Genomic DNA, 16,474 nt, shown 5'->3' with positions numbered 1-16,474 from the left:
GCCTTTAACTCATGGGACTCGAAGAAAAGCTGCCGAGCGGCTTCCTGCTGACCACCGTCGAGCAGGCCGCGGGCTGGGTACGCAAGGCGTCCGTCTTCCCGGCCACCTTCGGCCTCGCCTGCTGCGCCATCGAGATGATGACCACCGGCGCCGGACGCTACGACCTGGCCCGCTTCGGCATGGAGGTCTTCCGCGGCTCACCCCGCCAGGCCGACCTCATGATCGTCGCCGGCCGGGTCAGCCAGAAGATGGCCCCGGTGCTCCGGCAGGTCTACGACCAGATGCCGAACCCCAAGTGGGTCATCTCCATGGGGGTCTGCGCCTCCTCGGGCGGCATGTTCAACAACTACGCGATCGTGCAGGGCGTCGACCACATCGTCCCGGTCGACATCTACCTCCCGGGCTGCCCGCCGCGGCCCGAGATGCTCATGGACGCCATCCTCAAGCTCCACCAGAAGATCCAGACCTCCAAGCTCGGCGTGAACGCCGAGGAGGCCGCCCGCGAGGCTGAGGAAGCGGCGCTCAAGGCCCTGCCCACGATCGAGATGAAGGGGCTGCTGCGGTGAGCGACGCGAACGGCACCAACGGAGCCAACCCGGAGCAGGAGCTGAGCGGCTCCAACCTCCCCGGCCAGCGCGGCGAGGGAGGTGAGGAGATCCGCGTCCAGCGCGGCATGTTCGGCGCGAACAACGGCGGCGACACCTCCGGCTACGGCGGCCTGGTCCGCTCGGTCCGGCTCCCCGGCCCCGCCGCCCGCCCCTACGGCGGCTGGTTCGACGAGGTCGCCGACGAGCTGGAAGGCGCCCTGGAGGAACAGGGACTGCTCCCCGACAACGCCATCGAGAAGACGGTCGTCGACCGCGGCGAGCTCACCTTCCACATCGAGCGCGAGCACCTGCTGCGCGTCGCACAGACCCTGCGCGACGACCCCGCCCTGCGCTTCGAGCTGTGCACCGGCGTCAGCGGCGTCCACTACCCGCACGACAAGGGCCGCGAGCTGCACGCCGTCTACCACCTGCGCTCGCTCACCCACAACCGGCTGATCCGCCTGGAGGTCAGCGCCCCGGACGCCGACCCGAAGATCCCGTCCCTGGTCTCGGTGTACCCGACCAACGACTGGCACGAGCGCGAGACCTACGACTTCTTCGGGATCGTCTTCGACGGTCACCCGGCACTGACGCGGATCATGATGCCCGACGACTGGCCGGGCCATCCGCAGCGCAAGGACTACCCCCTCGGCGGCATCCCCGTCGAGTACAAGGGCGCCCAGATCCCGGCTCCGGACCAGCGGAGGTCGTACTCGTGAGCACTTCCCACGCATCAGCCTCGAACGCCTCGGCCGCTGCGGCCGCCGCGGCAGCTGCCGCGCGCGAGACCACCGAGGGCGCCGTCTACACGGTCACCGGTGGCGACTGGGACGAGGTCGTCCAGTCCGCGGCCCGCGCCGACGACGAGCGCATCGTCGTCAACATGGGCCCGCAGCACCCCTCCACCCACGGCGTGCTCCGCCTGATCCTGGAGATCGAGGGCGAGACGGTCACCGAGGCCCGCTGCGGCATCGGCTACCTGCACACGGGCATCGAGAAGAACCTCGAGTTCCGCACGTGGACGCAGGGCACCACGTTCGTGACGCGCATGGACTACCTGACGTCCTTCTTCAACGAGACGGCCTACTGTCTCGCCGTCGAGAAGCTCCTCGGCATCGAGGACCAGATCACCGAGCGCGCCAAGATCATCCGGGTGCTCCTGATGGAGCTGAACCGGCTCTCCTCGCACCTGGTGTGCATCGCCACCGGCGGCATGGAACTGGGCGCCACCACGATCATGATCTACGGATTCCGTGATCGTGAAATGATTCTCGACATCTACGAGCTCATCACGGGCCTGCGGATGAACCACGCGTACATCCGCCCCGGCGGACTCGCCCAGGACCTGCCGCCCGGCGCGGTGGACCACATCCGCGAGTTCGTGAAGAAGATGAAGAAGAACCTCCCGGAGTACGACAAGCTCGCCACCGGGAACCCCATCTTCAAGGCCCGTATGCAGGACATCGGCTACCTGGACCTGGCGGGCTGCATGGCCCTCGGCGCCACCGGCCCCATCCTGCGCTCGGCCGGCCTGCCGCACGACCTGCGCAAGGCGCAGCCGTACTGCGACTACGAGACCTACGACTTCGAGGTCCCGACCGTCGACACCTGCGACTCCTACGGCCGCTTCCTGATCCGGCTGGAGGAGATGCGCCAGTCGCTGCACATCGTCGAGCAGTGCCTGGACCGGCTCCAGCCCGGTCCGGTCATGGTCGGCGACAAGAAGATCGCCTGGCCCGCCCAGCTCGCCCTCGGTCCCGACGGCCTGGGCAACTCCCTCGACCACATCAAGAAGATCATGGGCACCTCCATGGAGGCCCTGATCCACCACTTCAAGCTGGTCACCGAGGGCTTCCGGGTACCGCCGGGACAGGCGTACGCGGCCGTCGAGTCGCCCAAGGGCGAACTCGGGGTGCACGCCGTGTCCGACGGCGGCACCCGCCCCTACCGGGTCCACTTCCGTGACCCGTCCTTCACCAACCTTCAGGCCATGGCGGCGATGTGCGAGGGCGGCCAGGTCGCCGACGTCATCGTCGCTGTCGCGTCCATCGACCCCGTGATGGGAGGCGTCGACCGGTGACCACCTCTTCTTCCGAGCGGGGCGTCAGCCTGGGCATGCCCGAACTGCCCGCACCCGCCTACCCGGACGACGTCCGGGCCCGGCTCGAGGCGGACGCGCGCGAGGTCATCGCGCGCTACCCCGACTCCCGGTCCGCACTCCTGCCGTTGCTGCACCTGGTGCAGTCGGAGGAGGGCCATGTCACGCGCACCGGAATGCAGTTCTGCGCGGACGTGCTGGGGCTGACCACCGCCGAGGTCACCGCGGTCGCCACCTTCTACACCATGTACCGGCGCCGGCCGAGCGGTGACTACCAGGTGGGTGTGTGCACCAACACGCTCTGCGCGGTGATGGGCGGCGACGCGATCTTCGAGGAGCTCCAGGAGCACCTCGGCGTCGGCAACGGCGAGACCACCGAGGACGGCAAGGTCACGCTGGAACACATCGAGTGCAACGCAGCCTGCGACTTCGCGCCGGTCGTGATGGTGAACTGGGAGTTCTTCGACAACCAGACCCCGACGAGCGCCAAGCGCCTCGTCGACGACCTGCGCGCGGGCCGGACCGTGGAGCCCACGCGCGGGGCGCCGCTGTGCACCTTCAAGGAGACCGCGCGGATCCTCGCCGGCTTCCCCGACGAGCGGCCAGGGGCCGTCGAGGCGAGCGGCGGAGCGGGACCCGCGTCACTGGTGGGCCTCCGCCTGGCCAGGGGAGAGACCGCACCCGCGCGCGTGGTCCATCCGCGGGACGGCGGCCCGCACGACGAGCCGCAGGACCGGGCGGCACAGGACCGCGCGGCACAGGGCAGGGGCGTGCACGAGCCCTCGCCGAGCGAGCACTTGAGCTCCCACGACGCACCGCACGACACGTCGGCCTCCGACCCCGCCCACCCGGCAGGGCCCGCCGCCGAGGAGGGGGAGTGATGACCTTGGCACCCGAGCTGAAAGACACCAGCCCCGAAAAGCTGCTCGCACCCGTGCTGTCGGCCTTCTGGGACGAGGACAGGTCCTGGTCGCTGGACGTCTACCGAAGGCACGAAGGGTACGAGGGGCTCCGCAAGGCGCTCGCGATGTCACCGGACGACCTGATCGCGTACGTCAAGGACTCCGGTCTGCGCGGCCGTGGCGGCGCGGGATTCCCCACCGGAATGAAATGGCAGTTCATTCCCCAGGGTGATGGAAAGCCGCACTATCTAGTTGTCAACGCCGACGAGTCGGAGCCGGGAACCTGCAAGGACATCCCGCTCCTCTTCGCGAACCCGCACAGCCTCATCGAGGGCATTGTCATCGCGTGTTACGCCATCAGGTCTTCGCATGCCTTCATCTATCTGCGGGGTGAAGTCGTCCCCGTGTTGCGGCGGTTGCACGAGGCCGTGCGCGAGGCCTATGCGGCGGGCTACCTCGGCGAGAACATCCTGGGCAGCGGACTCGACCTGGAACTCACCGTGCACGCCGGCGCGGGCGCGTACATCTGCGGTGAGGAGACCGCACTGCTCGACTCGCTCGAAGGCCGCCGTGGTCAACCGCGGCTCCGTCCCCCTTTCCCTGCGGTCGCAGGTCTCTATGCCTGCCCGACTGTTGTAAACAACGTGGAGTCGATCGCGTCGGTTCCCGCGATCCTGAACAAAGGAAAAGACTGGTTCAGGTCGATGGGCAGCGAGAAGTCCCCGGGCTTCACGCTCTATTCGCTCAGCGGCCATGTCGCCAATCCCGGCCAGTTCGAGGCCCCGCTCGGCATCACGCTCCGCCAGCTGCTGGAGATGAGCGGCGGGATGCGCCCCGGGCACCGGCTGAAGTTCTGGACGCCGGGCGGCTCCTCCACGCCGATGTTCACCGACGAGCACCTCGACGTCCCCCTCGACTACGAGGGCGTCGGCGCCGCCGGCTCCATGCTCGGCACCAAGGCCCTTCAGTGCTTCGACGAGACGACCTGCGTGGTCCGTGCCGTCACCCGCTGGACCGAGTTCTACGCCCACGAGTCCTGCGGCAAGTGCACCCCCTGCCGTGAAGGCACGTACTGGCTCGTGCAGTTGCTGCGCGACATCGAGGCCGGCAAGGGCGTCATGTCCGACCTCGACAAGCTGAACGACATCGCCGACAACATCAACGGCAAGTCCTTCTGCGCCCTCGGCGACGGCGCCGCCTCGCCGATCTTCTCCTCGCTCAAGTACTTCCGCGAGGAGTACGAGCAGCACATCACGGGCCGTGGCTGCCCCTTCGACCCGGCCAAGTCCACGGTCTGGGCCGACTCCCGCACGGAGGTGAACGCATGACCGTGACCACCAACGCTCCCTCCGGTGGGGGAGAGGCGGCGGTCCCGCCGGAGGATCTCGTCTCGCTGACGATCGACGGCGCCGAGATCAGCGTGCCCAAGGGCACCCTGGTCATCCGCGCCGCCGAACAGCTCGGCATCGAGATCCCCCGCTTCTGCGACCACCCCCTGCTCGACCCGGCCGGCGCCTGCCGGCAGTGCATCGTCGAGGTCGAGGGCCAGCGCAAGCCGATGGCCTCCTGCACCATCACCTGCACCGACGGCATGGTGGTGAAGACCCACCTGACCTCGCCGGTCGCCGAGAAGGCGCAGCACGGTGTGATGGAGCTCCTGCTCATCAACCACCCGCTGGACTGCCCGGTCTGTGACAAGGGCGGCGAGTGTCCCCTCCAGAACCAGGCCATGTCCCACGGCCAGGCCGAGTCCCGCTTCGAGGGCAAGAAGCGGACCTACGAGAAGCCCGTCCCCATCTCCACCCAGGTGCTGCTCGACCGCGAGCGGTGCGTGCTGTGCGCCCGCTGCACCCGCTTCTCCAACCAGGTCGCGGGCGACCCGATGATCGAGCTGATCGAGCGGGGCGCCCTCCAGCAGGTCGGCACCGGCGAGGGCGACCCCTTCGAGTCGTACTTCTCCGGCAACACGATCCAGATCTGTCCGGTCGGCGCGCTGACCTCGGCGGCCTACCGCTTCCGCTCCCGCCCCTTCGACCTGGTGTCCTCCCCGAGCGTGTGCGAGCACTGCTCCGGCGGCTGCGCCACCCGCACCGACCACCGGCGCGGCAAGGTCATGCGCAAGCTCGCGGCCAACGACCCCGAGGTCAACGAGGAGTGGATCTGCGACAAGGGCCGCTTCGCCTTCCGGTACGCGCAGCAGCGCGACCGGCTGGAGACGCCCCTGGTGCGCAACGCCGAAGGCGTCCTGGAGCCCGCGTCCTGGCCGGAGGCCCTCCAGATCGCCGCCCAGGGGCTGCTCGCCTCGCGCGGCCGGACCGGAGTCCTCACGGGCGGCCGGCTCACCATCGAGGACGCCTACGCGTACAGCAAGTTCGCGCGCGTGGCCCTCGACACCAACGACATCGACTTCCGCGCGCGCGTGCACAGTGGCGAGGAGGCCGACTTCCTCGCCGCGCGGATCGCCGGACGCGGCCGTGACCTCGACGGCAGCGGCGTCACCTACACCACCCTGGAGCAGGCGCCCGCCGTCCTGCTGGTCGGGTTCGAGGCCGAGGAGGAGGCGCCCGGCGTCTTCCTGCGGCTGCGCAAGGCCTGGCGCAAGCACGGGCAGAAGGTGTTCTCGCTCGCCACGCACGCCACGCGCGGTCTGGAGAAGGCCGGCGGCACGCTGCTGCCGGCGGCCCCCGGCACCGAGACCGAGTGGCTGGACGCGCTCGCGGCCGGAGTCGGCCTGGAGTCGGACGGCGCCCTGGCCGCGGAGGCGCTGCGCGCGCAGGGCGCGGTGATCGCCGTCGGCGAGCGGCTGGCGGCCGTGGCCGGTGGACTGACCGCCGCGGTACGGGCCGCCGCCGCGACCGGCGCGCAGCTGGTGTGGATCCCGCGCCGGGCGGGGGAGCGCGGTGCCGTCGAGGCGGGCGCGCTGCCCTCGCTGCTGCCGGGCGGACGTCCGGCCACCGACCCGCGCGCGCGTGAGGAGGTCGCGAGCGCCTGGGGCGTCGCCGAACTCCCGCACCGCTACGGCCGGGACACCACCCAGATCGTCGAGGCCGCCGCCACCGGCGAGCTGCGGGCGCTGGTCGTCGCGGGCGTCGAGATCGCCGACCTGCCCGACCCGGCACGCGCGCGTGAGGCCCTGACCGAGGTCGGCTTCCTGGTCTCGCTGGAGCTGCGGCCCAGCGAGGTCACCGCGCACGCGGACGTGGTGCTGCCGGTCGCCGCGGTCGCCGAGAAGGCGGGCACCTTCCTCAACTGGGAAGGCCGGGTGCGCTTCTTCGAGGCCGCCCTCAAGCCCGACCAGATGACCCGCCGCCTCGCGCCCACCGACGCGCGCGTGCTGCAGATGCTGGCCGACGCCATGGACGTCCACCTGGGGCTGCCGGACCTGCGTACCGTGCGCGGCGAGATCGACCGGCTCGGCGCCTGGGACGGTTCCCGGGCCACGGACCCCCTGGAGAGGGCGGCCCAGTTGCCGCGGCCGGCCGCCGGGGAGGCCGTACTGGCCGGGCACCGGCTGCTGCTCGACCAGGGCCGCCTCCAGGAGGGTGACGAGGCGCTCGCCGGGACGCGACACGCGGCCCACGCGCGCGTGTCGGCTCCCACCGCCGCCGAGGTCGGGGTCAAGGACGGCGACGTGCTCGCCGTGACCGGACCGGCCGGAACCGTCGAACTCCCGCTCCGGATCACCGAGATGCCCGACCGCGTGGTCTGGCTCCCGCTGAACTCCGCGGGCGGGGGTGTCGCCTCCGACACCGGTGTGGCGCCCGGCTCACTCGTCCGCATCGGCCCGGCGACCCTCGCCGCCGAAGCCCCCAAGGAGGTGGAGGCATGAGCCCGTACCTCGCCGCTGAAGACCTCTCGATGTTCGGCCGCGACGTCTGGTGGCTGGTCGTCCTGAAGGCGGTGTTCTGCTTCGCCTTCGTGGTGCTGTCCGTGCTGCTGGCCATCGTCTGGGAACGCAAGGTCGTCGCCTGGATGCAGCTGCGTATCGGCCCCAACCGCAACGGCCCCTGGGGCATGCTCCAGTCGCTCGCCGACGGTGTGAAGCTGATGCTCAAGGAAGACCTCGTCGTCAAGCGAGCCGACAAGGTGGTCTACGTCCTCGCGCCGATCATCATGACGGTCCCGGCCTTCATGGCGATCGCGGTGATCCCGTTCGGCCCGGCCGGAAACGAGGTCTCGATCTTCGGTGAGCGCACCACGATGCAGCTCACCGACCTGCCGATCGCGATGCTCTTCATCCTCGCGACCGCCTCCGTCGGCATCTACGGCATCGTCCTCGCGGGCTGGAGCTCCGGCTCGACGTACCCGCTGCTCGGCGGTCTGCGCTCCTGCGCCCAGATGATCTCCTACGAGATCGCCATGGGCGCGGCGTTCGCCTCCGTCTTCCTCTACTCGGGGTCGATGTCGACATCCGCGATCGTCGAACAGCAGCAGGACCGCTGGTACGTGCTGCTGCTGCCGGTCTCGTTCATCCTCTACATCGTCACGATGATCGGCGAGACCAACCGCGCCCCCTTCGACATGCCGGAGTCCGAGGGCGACCTGGTCGGCGGCTTCAACACCGAGTACACGTCCATCAAGTTCGCGCTGTTCATGCTCGCCGAGTACGCGAACATGATCACTGTCTCGGCGGTGGCGACCACGCTCTTCCTCGGCGGGTGGCGGGCGCCCTGGCCGATCAGCACCTTCTGGGAGGGCGCGAACCACGGCTGGTGGCCGATGCTCTGGTTCTTCCTCAAGGTCCAGGCGTTCCTGTTCCTGTTCATCTGGGTGCGCGCCTCGCTCCCACGGGTCCGCTACGACCAGCTGATGAAGCTCGGCTGGAAGGTCCTCATCCCGGTCTCCGTGGTGTGGCTGATGCTCGTCGCGACCGTGCGGACCCTGCGCAACGAGAACTACGACTTCGCCGACATCGCGCTCTACGTCGGCGGCGGTGTCGTGGCGCTGCTGCTGCTCTCCTTCGTCGCCGACATGTTCCGCGGCAAGCCGAAGGACGAACCCGCCCCGGTCGTCGCCTTCGACCCGATGGCCGGTGGATTCCCCGTACCGCCGCTGCCCGGACAGGAGTTGCCGCCCGTGCCCAGGCGCCGCCCGCGCCGGGAGCGGGAGCTGATTGTCAGTGGTGGGCCCGATACTCACAGTGACGGATCTCTGGATGGAAAGGAGGCGTCCGATGGCTGAGGAGCCCAAGGAGGCCGGGCAGACGACGCCCGGATTCCAGAACCCGGTGGCCGGCTTCGGTGTGACCTTCAAGGCCATGTTCAAGAAGCGGCTGACCGAGCAGTACCCGGAGCAGGAGAAGACCACCGCTCCGCGGTTCCACGGACGGCACCAGCTCAACCGCCATCCGGACGGCCTGGAGAAGTGCGTCGGCTGCGAGCTGTGCGCCTGGGCCTGCCCCGCCGACGCCATCTACGTGGAGGGCGCGGACAACACGGACGAGGAGCGTTACTCGCCGGGCGAGCGGTACGGCCGCGTCTACCAGATCAACTACGCCCGCTGCATCCTGTGCGGCCTGTGCATCGAGGCGTGCCCCACGCGCGCGCTGACGATGACCAACGAGTTCGAACTCGCCGACTCCAGCCGCGCCAACCTCATCTACACCAAGGAGCAGCTCCTCGCCGGCCTGGAGGAGGGCATGGTCGACAGTCCCCACGCGATCTACCCGGGGACCGACGAGCAGGACTACTACCGGGGGCTGGTCACCGAGGCCGCGCCCGGCACCGTCCAGCAGCCGGCCCTCTCCAAGGGCGAGACCGTGCAGGAGGGCGAGTCGACCTTCGGGGCGGACGAACCGGCGTCGGAGAAGGTGATCGGCCGATGAGCGCCCCCCTTCAGCTCGCCGCCTACTCCACCTCCACCGGCGAGGCCTTCCAGTTCTGGGTGCTCGGCACCGTCGCGGTGATCGGCGCCCTGTGCACCGTCTTCATGCGACGGGCCGTGCACAGCGCGCTCTGTCTCGCCGGCACCATGATCATCCTGGCGGTGTTCTACCTCGCCAACGGCGCCTACTTCCTCGGTGTCGTGCAGATCGTCGTCTACACCGGCGCGATCATGATGCTGTTCCTGTTCGTGGTGATGCTCGTCGGCGTCACGGCCGCGGACTCCCTGAAGGAGACCATCAAGGGCCAGCGCTGGCTGGCCCTGCTGTGCGGGCTCGGATTCGGCGTCCTGCTGGTCGCCGGGATCGGCAACGCCTCCCTGACGGAGTTCAACGGCCTGGCGCAGGCCAACGCGAACGGCAACGTGGAGGGCCTCGCCGCCCTCATCTTCACGAAGTACGTGTTCGCCTTCGAGATCACCGGCGCCCTGCTGATCACGGCCGCCGTCGGCGCCATGGTGCTCACGCACCGCGAGCGCACCGAGCGCGCCAAGACCCAGCGCGAACTGTCCGAGCAGCGGGTCCGCGAGGGCACGCACCTGCCGCCGCTGCCCGCCCCCGGTGTCTACGCCCGGCACAACGCCGTGGACGTCGCGGGCCTGCTGCCCGACGGCACCCCCTCCGAGCTCACCGTCAACAAGACGCTGCGCGACCGCGGCCAGATCCGTGATGTCTCCACCGAGGCGCTCAACGATCTGCGGGCGCTGGAACAGCGTGCGGAGGACCGTCTGGAGCGGACCGACCTGGCGCCGGCGAACCTCAAGCGGGCCGAGGAGGCGTCGAAGTGAACCCCGTCAACTACCTCTACCTCGCGGCCCTGTTGTTCACGATCGGTGCCACCGGAGTGCTGATCCGGCGCAACGCGATCGTGGTGTTCATGTGCGTGGAGCTCATGCTCAACGCCTGCAACCTCGCGTTCGTCGCCTTCTCCCGGATGCACGGCAACCTCGACGGCCAGATCATCGCCTTCTTCACGATGGTCGTCGCCGCCGCGGAGGTCGTGGTCGGGCTCGCGATCATCGTGTCGCTGTTCCGATCCCGCCACTCGGCCTCGGTCGACGACGCCAGCCTGATGAAGCTGTAAGGGGCGCTGGACCGTATGAATGCTGAGAACCTGATCGCGCTGCTCATCGCGGCGCCCCTGCTCGGAGCGGCGGTCCTGCTGACCGGCGGCCGGCGGCTGGACGCCGTCGGCCACTGGATCGGCACGATCCTCGCCGGCGCCTCCTTCGTGGTCGGCGCCGTCCTCTTCGCCGACCTGCTCGGCAAGGACGCCGAGCACCGCACGCTCACCCAGCACCTGTTCAGCTGGGTGCCGGTCGAGGGCTTCCAGGCGGACATCGCCTTCCGCCTCGACCAGCTGTCGATGACGTTCGTGCTGCTGATCACCGGCGTCGGCACGCTGATCCACCTGTACTCCATCGGGTACATGGAGCACGACGAGCGCCGCCGCCGCTTCTTCGGCTATCTGAACCTGTTCCTCGCGGCGATGCTGCTGCTCGTCCTCGCCGACAACTACCTGCTGCTGTACGTCGGCTGGGAGGGCGTCGGTCTCGCCTCCTACCTGCTGATCGGCTTCTGGCAGCACAAGCCCAGCGCCGCGACGGCCGCGAAGAAGGCCTTCCTGGTCAACCGCGTCGGCGACATGGGCCTGTCGATCGCGATCATGCTGATGTTCACGACGTTCGGCACCTTCGCCTTCGGCCCGGTCCTCGGCAGCCACGAAGAACCCGGGCTCGTCACCGGCGCCTCCGAGGCCACCCTGACCGGCATCGCCCTGATGCTGCTGCTCGCCGCCTGCGGCAAGTCCGCCCAGGTGCCGCTGCAGTCCTGGCTCGGGGACGCGATGGAGGGCCCGACCCCCGTCTCGGCCCTCATCCACGCGGCGACGATGGTGACCGCGGGCGTCTACCTGATCGTCCGCTCCGCCAACATCTTCAACCTCGCCCCGGACGCCCAGCTCGTCGTCACCATCGTCGGTGCCGTCACGCTCCTGTTCGGTGCGATCGTCGGTTGCGCGAAGGACGACATCAAGAAGGCCCTCGCGGGCTCGACCATGTCGCAGATCGGCTACATGGTCCTCGCCGCCGGTCTCGGCCCCATCGGCTACGTCTTCGCGATCATGCACCTGGTGACCCACGGCTTCTTCAAGGCCGGGCTGTTCCTCGGCGCCGGTTCGGTCATGCACGGCATGAACGACGAGGTCGACATGCGGAAGTACGGCGGCCTGAGGAAGTACATGCCGGTCACGTTCGTGACGTTCGGCCTCGGCTACCTCGCCATCATCGGCTTCCCGGGTCTGTCCGGCTTCTTCTCCAAGGACAAGATCATCGAGGCGGCGTTCGCCAAGGGCGGCACCGAGGGCTGGATCCTCGGCGCCTGCGCCCTGCTCGGCGCGGCCATCACGGCGTACTACATGACGCGCGTGATGCTGATGACGTTCTTCGGCGAGGAGCGCTGGCGCAACCAGCCGACCCGGTCCCCGCAGGCCCCGAGCGCCGAGCCCGCCGCCGAGCACCACGGCGAGCACGCCGAGCCGCACCCGCACGAGTCGCCGAGGTCCATGACGATCCCGATGATCGTGCTGGCCTTCGGATCGGTCTTCGCCGGTGGCCTGTTCAGCATCGGTGACCGGTTCCTGCACTGGCTGGAGCCCATCACCGGGCACGACCACGGCGACGCGCCGATCAGCGCCGCCACGGTCACGGCGTCCACGGTGGCCGTCATGGTCATCGGCGTCGCGACCGCCTGGGCGCAGTACGGCCGCCGCCCCGTCCCGGTCGTCGCCCCGCGCGGGTCGTTGCTCACCCGGGCCGCCCGGCGCGACCTGCTCCAGGACGACTTCAACCACGTCGTCCTGGTCCGCGGCGGCGAGCACCTCACGCGCTCCCTGGTGTACGTCGACCACACCCTGGTCGACGGGGTGGTCAACGGTACGGCGGCCTCCATGGGCGGCCTCTCCGGACGGCTCCGCAAGCTGCAGAACGGCTACGCGCGGTCGTACGCGGTCTCGATGTTCGGCGGTGCGGCAGTGCTGATCGCCGCGACCCTGCTGATGAGGGCGGTCTGATCCGATGTCCTTTCCTCTGCTGACAGCGACGGCGGCGCTCCCGGCGATCGGCGCGATCGCCACGGCCGCCGTACCGGCCGCGCGACGCACCGCCGCCAAATGGCTCGCGCTGCTCGTCTCGCTCGCCACGCTCGTGCTCGCGGCGATCGTCCTGGTCCGCTTCGACCCGGACGGCGACCGCTACCAGCTAACCGAGTCCCACTGGTGGATCAAGGACTTCGGGGTGCGCTACGAGCTGGGCGTGGACGGCATCGGGGTGGCGCTGGTCGCGCTGACCGCGCTGCTGATCCCGTTCATCATCCTCGCGGGGTGGCACGACGCCGACCCGCTGGAGACCGGCGCTGAGTCTCTCAGCAGCTTCGCTGCGGGCCGGTGGCGGCCGACGCAGGGCTTCTTCGCCCTGATCCTGGCCGTCGAGGCGATGGTGATCATCTCCTTCGAGGCCACGGACGTCTTTGTCTTCTACATCTTCTTCGAAGCCATGCTGATCCCGATGTACTTCCTCATCGGCGGCTTCGGGGACCGGGCCCACGAACACGGCGAGGAGACGGCGTCGACGCAACGGTCGTACGCCGCGGTGAAGTTCCTCCTCTACAACCTCGCCGGCGGCCTGATCATGCTGGCCGCGGTGATCGGCCTCCATGTGGCCGCCGGGAGCTTCTCGCTCCAGGAGATCGCCGAGGCGCGGGCCAACGGCTCGCTGGACATGGCGACGAACACCGAGCGCTGGCTGTTCCTCGGGTTCTTCTTCGCCTTCGCGGTGAAGGCCCCGCTGTGGCCGCTGCACACCTGGCTGCCCAACGCGATGGGGGAGGCCACCGCCCCGGTCGCCGTCCTCATCACCGCGGTCGTCGACAAGGTCGGCACCTTCGCGATGCTCCGCTTCTGCCTCCAGCTGTTCCCGGAGGCCTCGAAGTGGGCGACGCCCGCGATCCTCGTCCTCGCGGTGATCAGCATCATCTACGGGGCGCTGCTCGCGGTCGGCCAGCGGGACATCAAGCGGCTGGTGGCGTACGCGTCGATCTCGCACTTCGGCTTCATCATCATGGGCATCTTCGCGATGACCAGCGAGGGCCAGTCCGGGGCGACGCTCTACATGGTGAACCACGGCATTTCCACGGCCGCGTTGATGCTGGTCGCCGGGTTCCTGATCTCGCGGCGCGGGTCGCGGCTCATCGCCGACTACGGCGGGGTGCAGAAGGTCGCCCCGGTGCTCGCCGGCACCTTCCTGATCGGTGGTCTGGCGACCCTGTCGCTGCCGGGTCTCGCCCCGTTCGTGAGTGAGTTCCTGGTCCTGGTCGGCACGTTCGCGAACTATCCGGTGATCGGCATCATCGCCACCTTCGGCATCGTGCTCGCGGCGCTGTACACCCTCGTCCTCTACCAGCGGACGATGACGGGTCCGGTGAAGCCCGAGGTCGCGACCATGCCCGACCTGCGGGTGCGGGAACTGGTGGTGGTCGCGCCGCTGGTGGTCCTGCTGATCTTCCTGGGCGTCTACCCGAAGCCCGTGACGGACATCGTCAACCCGGCGGTCAAGCAGACCATGTCGGACCTCGAAAAGAAGGACCCCCAGCCCGAGGTGGAGGCGGCCAAGTGAGCGCAACAGTCGTCCACAGCTTGTGGACAACCGCGGCCGATCCGATCTCGAAGATCGACACGCCGACGATCGAATACGGACAATTGTCACCCACGTTGATCGTCGTCGGAGCGGCGATCATCGGAGTGCTGATCGAGGCGGCGGTACCGCGCAAGCAGCGGTACCACGCCCAGGTGTTCCTGTCCGCCGTGGCGCTGATCTCGGCCTTCGCCGCGGTCGTCGCGCTCTCGACGAACGGGTACGCCACCACCAAGGCGGGCATCGCGGCCATGGGCGCGATCGCCGTCGACGGACCGGCGCTCTTCCTCCAGGGCACGATCCTGCTGGCCGGACTGGTCGGCCTGTTCACCTTCGCCGAACGCCGCCTCGACCCCGTGGAACACGGCAAACAGGTCGACTCCTTCGCCGCCCAGGCCGCCTCCGTGCCGGGCAGCGACAGCGAGAAGGCCGCGGTGAAGGCCGGGTTCACCACCACCGAGGTGTTCCCGCTGCTGCTGTTCGCCGTCGCGGGCATGCTGGTCTTCCCGGCGGCCAACGACCTGCTGACGCTGTTCATCGCGCTGGAGGTCTTCTCGCTGCCGCTGTACCTGATGTGCGCGCTGGCCCGCCGCAAGCGGCTCATGTCGCAGGAGGCCGCGGTCAAGTACTTCCTGCTCGGCGCGTTCGCCTCCGCGTTCACCCTTTTCGGCATCGCGCTGCTCTACGGCTACGCGGGCTCGGTGTCCTACGCGACGATCGCGCAGGTGGTCGACGGCACCGTCACCACCGTCGACCCGGCGCTCGCGGACACCATGGGCAACGACGCGCTGCTGCTGATCGGCGCCGCGATGATCGTCATGGGCCTGCTGTTCAAGGTCGGCGCGGTCCCCTTCCACATGTGGACGCCGGACGTGTACCAGGGCGCGCCGACGCCGGTGACCGGGTTCATGGCGGCGGCGACCAAGGTCGCGGCCTTCGGCGCCCTGCTGCGCCTCCTGTACGTCGTGCTGCCGGGCCTGCGATGGGACTGGCGGCCGGTCATGTGGGGCGTCGCGATCGTCACCATGCTCGGCGGTGCGATCGTCGCGATCACGCAGACGGACATCAAGCGGCTGCTGGCGTACTCGTCGATCGCGCACGCGGGCTTCATCCTCGCGGGCGTCATCGCGACCACGCCGGACGGGGTGTCGTCCGTCCTCTTCTACCTGGCGGCCTACTCGTTCGTGACGATCGGCGCGTTCGCGGTGGTCACGCTCGTACGGGACGCCGGGGGCGAGGCGACGCACCTGTCCAAGTGGGCCGGGCTGGGCCGGCGTTCGCCGCTGGTGGCCGCCGTGTTCGCGGTGTTCCTGCTGGCCTTCGCCGGCATCCCGCTGACCTCCGGGTTCGCGGGCAAGTTCGCCGTGTTCAAGGCGGCGGCGGAGGGCGGGGCGACACCGCTGGTCGTGGTCGGTGTGATCTCGTCGGCGATCGCGGCGTTCTTCTACATCCGCGTCATCGTGCTGATGTTCTTCAGCGAGCCGCGCCCGGACGGGCCGACGGTCGCCGTGCCGTCGCCGCTGACGATGACGGCGATCGGGGTCGGCGTGGCGGTCACGCTGGTGCTCGGTGTGGCGCCGCAGTACTTCCTGGACCTCGCGGGCCAGGCGGGAGTCTTCGTGCGCTGACCCGCGGCGCCCGTACGACGGCCCCGGTTCCCTTCGGTGGGAACCGGGGCCGTCGTGCCGCGTGCCGGGGGTTCAGCCGGTCGTCCAGTCGAGGTTCTCCAGATCGGTCACCCAGTCGGGCACCGTGGTGGCCGCGGGCGGCGCCGGTGTGGTGGAGCACTTCACGTCGGAGTTGAAGGCGGTGAAGGTCCCCTTGGGGTTGGCCTTGTGGAGCCACGCGTGGAGCGTCCAGGCCTTCAGCGCGCCGTTCTTCTCGAATGGCGTGTCGAACAGCTCCGGTGCCTTGCTCTGGCCGGTGTCCGGGACCACCCACTCCACCCCGACCAGCTGCCGGGCGCTCCGGTCGGCCCCGCCCTCGTACAGCAGGGCCGCCGGCGTGCCCGGATCGAGCGAGCCGACGTACTTCTCGTTGACGTAGCGGTAGCCCGTCTCGGGCACGCAGACGTCGGTGGGGACGTAACCGCCCTCCGACGAGGCCCACGGCTCGTAGGCGTAGACGGCGGTGTCGGCGTATGCCGTGGTCAGGTCCCCCTGGACGTCCGTGGCGGGGTCGGGCGCCGCATGCGCGGGCGACGCGGTCAGGGAGAAGGCTCCGGCTACCGCCACGGCGATGGCGGCCTTGAGGGGCCGAGAGGACATGGTGGGGCTCCTTGAAGCGGAAGAGGCGCGCACCGGGTCAGGCGCGGTGTG

General features: G+C 69.5%; 14 protein-coding genes. 13 read left to right on the top strand and 1 reads right to left on the bottom strand.

The features are described from left to right. Positions 1–11 precede the first annotated feature (11 nt). The 13 genes from ACH41F_RS33320 to nuoN are packed head-to-tail and all read left to right on the top strand — an operon-like array spanning position 12 to position 15,784. Positions 12–566, top strand: a complete 555-nt coding sequence (locus ACH41F_RS33320) for an NADH-quinone oxidoreductase subunit B family protein (RefSeq protein WP_003998928.1) — start codon at positions 12–14, stop codon at positions 564–566. Then, the gene (locus tag ACH41F_RS33315) at positions 563–1,306 is read left to right on the top strand and encodes an NADH-quinone oxidoreductase subunit C (RefSeq protein WP_391239870.1); all 744 of its coding nucleotides are present in this window, start codon (positions 563–565) and stop codon (positions 1,304–1,306) included. Before ACH41F_RS33320 ends, ACH41F_RS33315 begins: the two co-directional genes overlap by 4 nt. Continuing rightward, positions 1,303–2,667 carry an NADH-quinone oxidoreductase subunit D gene (locus ACH41F_RS33310; protein WP_391239867.1) on the top strand — a complete coding sequence of 455 codons (1,365 nt, stop codon included), beginning with the start codon at positions 1,303–1,305 and terminating at the stop codon, positions 2,665–2,667. The genes ACH41F_RS33315 and ACH41F_RS33310 overlap by 4 nt, the downstream gene beginning before the upstream one ends. Then, a complete protein-coding gene (gene nuoE / locus ACH41F_RS33305; protein WP_391239864.1) occupies positions 2,664–3,566 on the top strand; it encodes an NADH-quinone oxidoreductase subunit NuoE in 903 nt (300 codons plus the stop codon). Before ACH41F_RS33310 ends, nuoE begins: the two co-directional genes overlap by 4 nt. Further along, entirely contained in the window at positions 3,566–4,915 is a 1,350-nt protein-coding gene (nuoF, locus tag ACH41F_RS33300; RefSeq protein WP_391239861.1) for an NADH-quinone oxidoreductase subunit NuoF, read from the top strand. The genes nuoE and nuoF overlap by 1 nt, the downstream gene beginning before the upstream one ends. Continuing rightward, on the top strand, positions 4,912–7,416 hold the full coding sequence (locus tag ACH41F_RS33295) for an NADH-quinone oxidoreductase subunit G (RefSeq protein WP_398838839.1): 2,505 nt from the start codon (positions 4,912–4,914) through the stop codon (positions 7,414–7,416). Before nuoF ends, ACH41F_RS33295 begins: the two co-directional genes overlap by 4 nt. Continuing rightward, positions 7,413–8,768 (top strand): NADH-quinone oxidoreductase subunit NuoH, encoded by a 1,356-nt coding sequence (gene nuoH, locus ACH41F_RS33290; protein WP_391239856.1) that lies wholly within the window; start codon positions 7,413–7,415, stop codon positions 8,766–8,768. Before ACH41F_RS33295 ends, nuoH begins: the two co-directional genes overlap by 4 nt. Next, a complete protein-coding gene (nuoI, locus tag ACH41F_RS33285) occupies positions 8,761–9,411 on the top strand; it encodes an NADH-quinone oxidoreductase subunit NuoI (protein WP_391239853.1) in 651 nt (216 codons plus the stop codon). Before nuoH ends, nuoI begins: the two co-directional genes overlap by 8 nt. Continuing rightward, the gene (locus ACH41F_RS33280; protein ID WP_398838836.1) at positions 9,408–10,256 is read left to right on the top strand and encodes an NADH-quinone oxidoreductase subunit J; all 849 of its coding nucleotides are present in this window, start codon (positions 9,408–9,410) and stop codon (positions 10,254–10,256) included. Before nuoI ends, ACH41F_RS33280 begins: the two co-directional genes overlap by 4 nt. Next, positions 10,253–10,552: an NADH-quinone oxidoreductase subunit NuoK gene (nuoK, locus tag ACH41F_RS33275; RefSeq protein ID WP_004927567.1), complete on the top strand. Its 300-nt coding sequence runs from the start codon at positions 10,253–10,255 to the stop codon at positions 10,550–10,552. Before ACH41F_RS33280 ends, nuoK begins: the two co-directional genes overlap by 4 nt. A gap of 15 nt (positions 10,553–10,567) precedes the next feature. Continuing rightward, positions 10,568–12,538 carry an NADH-quinone oxidoreductase subunit L gene (gene nuoL, locus ACH41F_RS33270; protein ID WP_391239848.1) on the top strand — a complete coding sequence of 657 codons (1,971 nt, stop codon included), beginning with the start codon at positions 10,568–10,570 and terminating at the stop codon, positions 12,536–12,538. 4 nt (positions 12,539–12,542) lie between these two features. After that, a complete protein-coding gene (locus ACH41F_RS33265; RefSeq protein WP_398838834.1) occupies positions 12,543–14,138 on the top strand; it encodes an NADH-quinone oxidoreductase subunit M in 1,596 nt (531 codons plus the stop codon). Beyond that, complete coding sequence (nuoN, locus tag ACH41F_RS33260; protein WP_398838833.1) at positions 14,135–15,784, top strand: NADH-quinone oxidoreductase subunit NuoN; 1,650 nt, start codon at positions 14,135–14,137, stop codon at positions 15,782–15,784. Before ACH41F_RS33265 ends, nuoN begins: the two co-directional genes overlap by 4 nt. A gap of 72 nt (positions 15,785–15,856) precedes the next feature. Here nuoN and ACH41F_RS33255 read toward each other — a convergent pair whose 3' ends face one another. Next, on the bottom strand, positions 15,857–16,423 hold the full coding sequence (locus ACH41F_RS33255) for a hypothetical protein (protein ID WP_398838832.1): 567 nt from the start codon (positions 16,421–16,423) through the stop codon (positions 15,857–15,859). Positions 16,424–16,474 lie beyond the last annotated feature (51 nt).

Source organism: Streptomyces sp. NPDC020489 (assembly GCF_044386545.1).
GTDB lineage: Bacteria > Actinomycetota > Actinomycetes > Streptomycetales > Streptomycetaceae > Streptomyces.
This window is presented reverse-complemented; position numbering and strand designations above follow the sequence as displayed.

Coding starts and splice junctions, on each gene's coding strand:
- ACH41F_RS33265 (WP_398838834.1), top strand. CDS start 12,543: ATGTCCTTTCCTCTGCTGACAGCGACGGCGGCGCTCCCGGCGATCGGC.
- ACH41F_RS33255 (WP_398838832.1), bottom strand. CDS start 16,423: ATGTCCTCTCGGCCCCTCAAGGCCGCCATCGCCGTGGCGGTAGCCGGA.
- ACH41F_RS33295 (WP_398838839.1), top strand. CDS start 4,912: ATGACCGTGACCACCAACGCTCCCTCCGGTGGGGGAGAGGCGGCGGTC.
- nuoH (WP_391239856.1), top strand. CDS start 7,413: ATGAGCCCGTACCTCGCCGCTGAAGACCTCTCGATGTTCGGCCGCGAC.
- ACH41F_RS33280 (WP_398838836.1), top strand. CDS start 9,408: ATGAGCGCCCCCCTTCAGCTCGCCGCCTACTCCACCTCCACCGGCGAG.
- nuoL (WP_391239848.1), top strand. CDS start 10,568: ATGAATGCTGAGAACCTGATCGCGCTGCTCATCGCGGCGCCCCTGCTC.
- ACH41F_RS33320 (WP_003998928.1), top strand. CDS start 12: ATGGGACTCGAAGAAAAGCTGCCGAGCGGCTTCCTGCTGACCACCGTC.
- nuoF (WP_391239861.1), top strand. CDS start 3,566: ATGACCTTGGCACCCGAGCTGAAAGACACCAGCCCCGAAAAGCTGCTC.
- nuoI (WP_391239853.1), top strand. CDS start 8,761: ATGGCTGAGGAGCCCAAGGAGGCCGGGCAGACGACGCCCGGATTCCAG.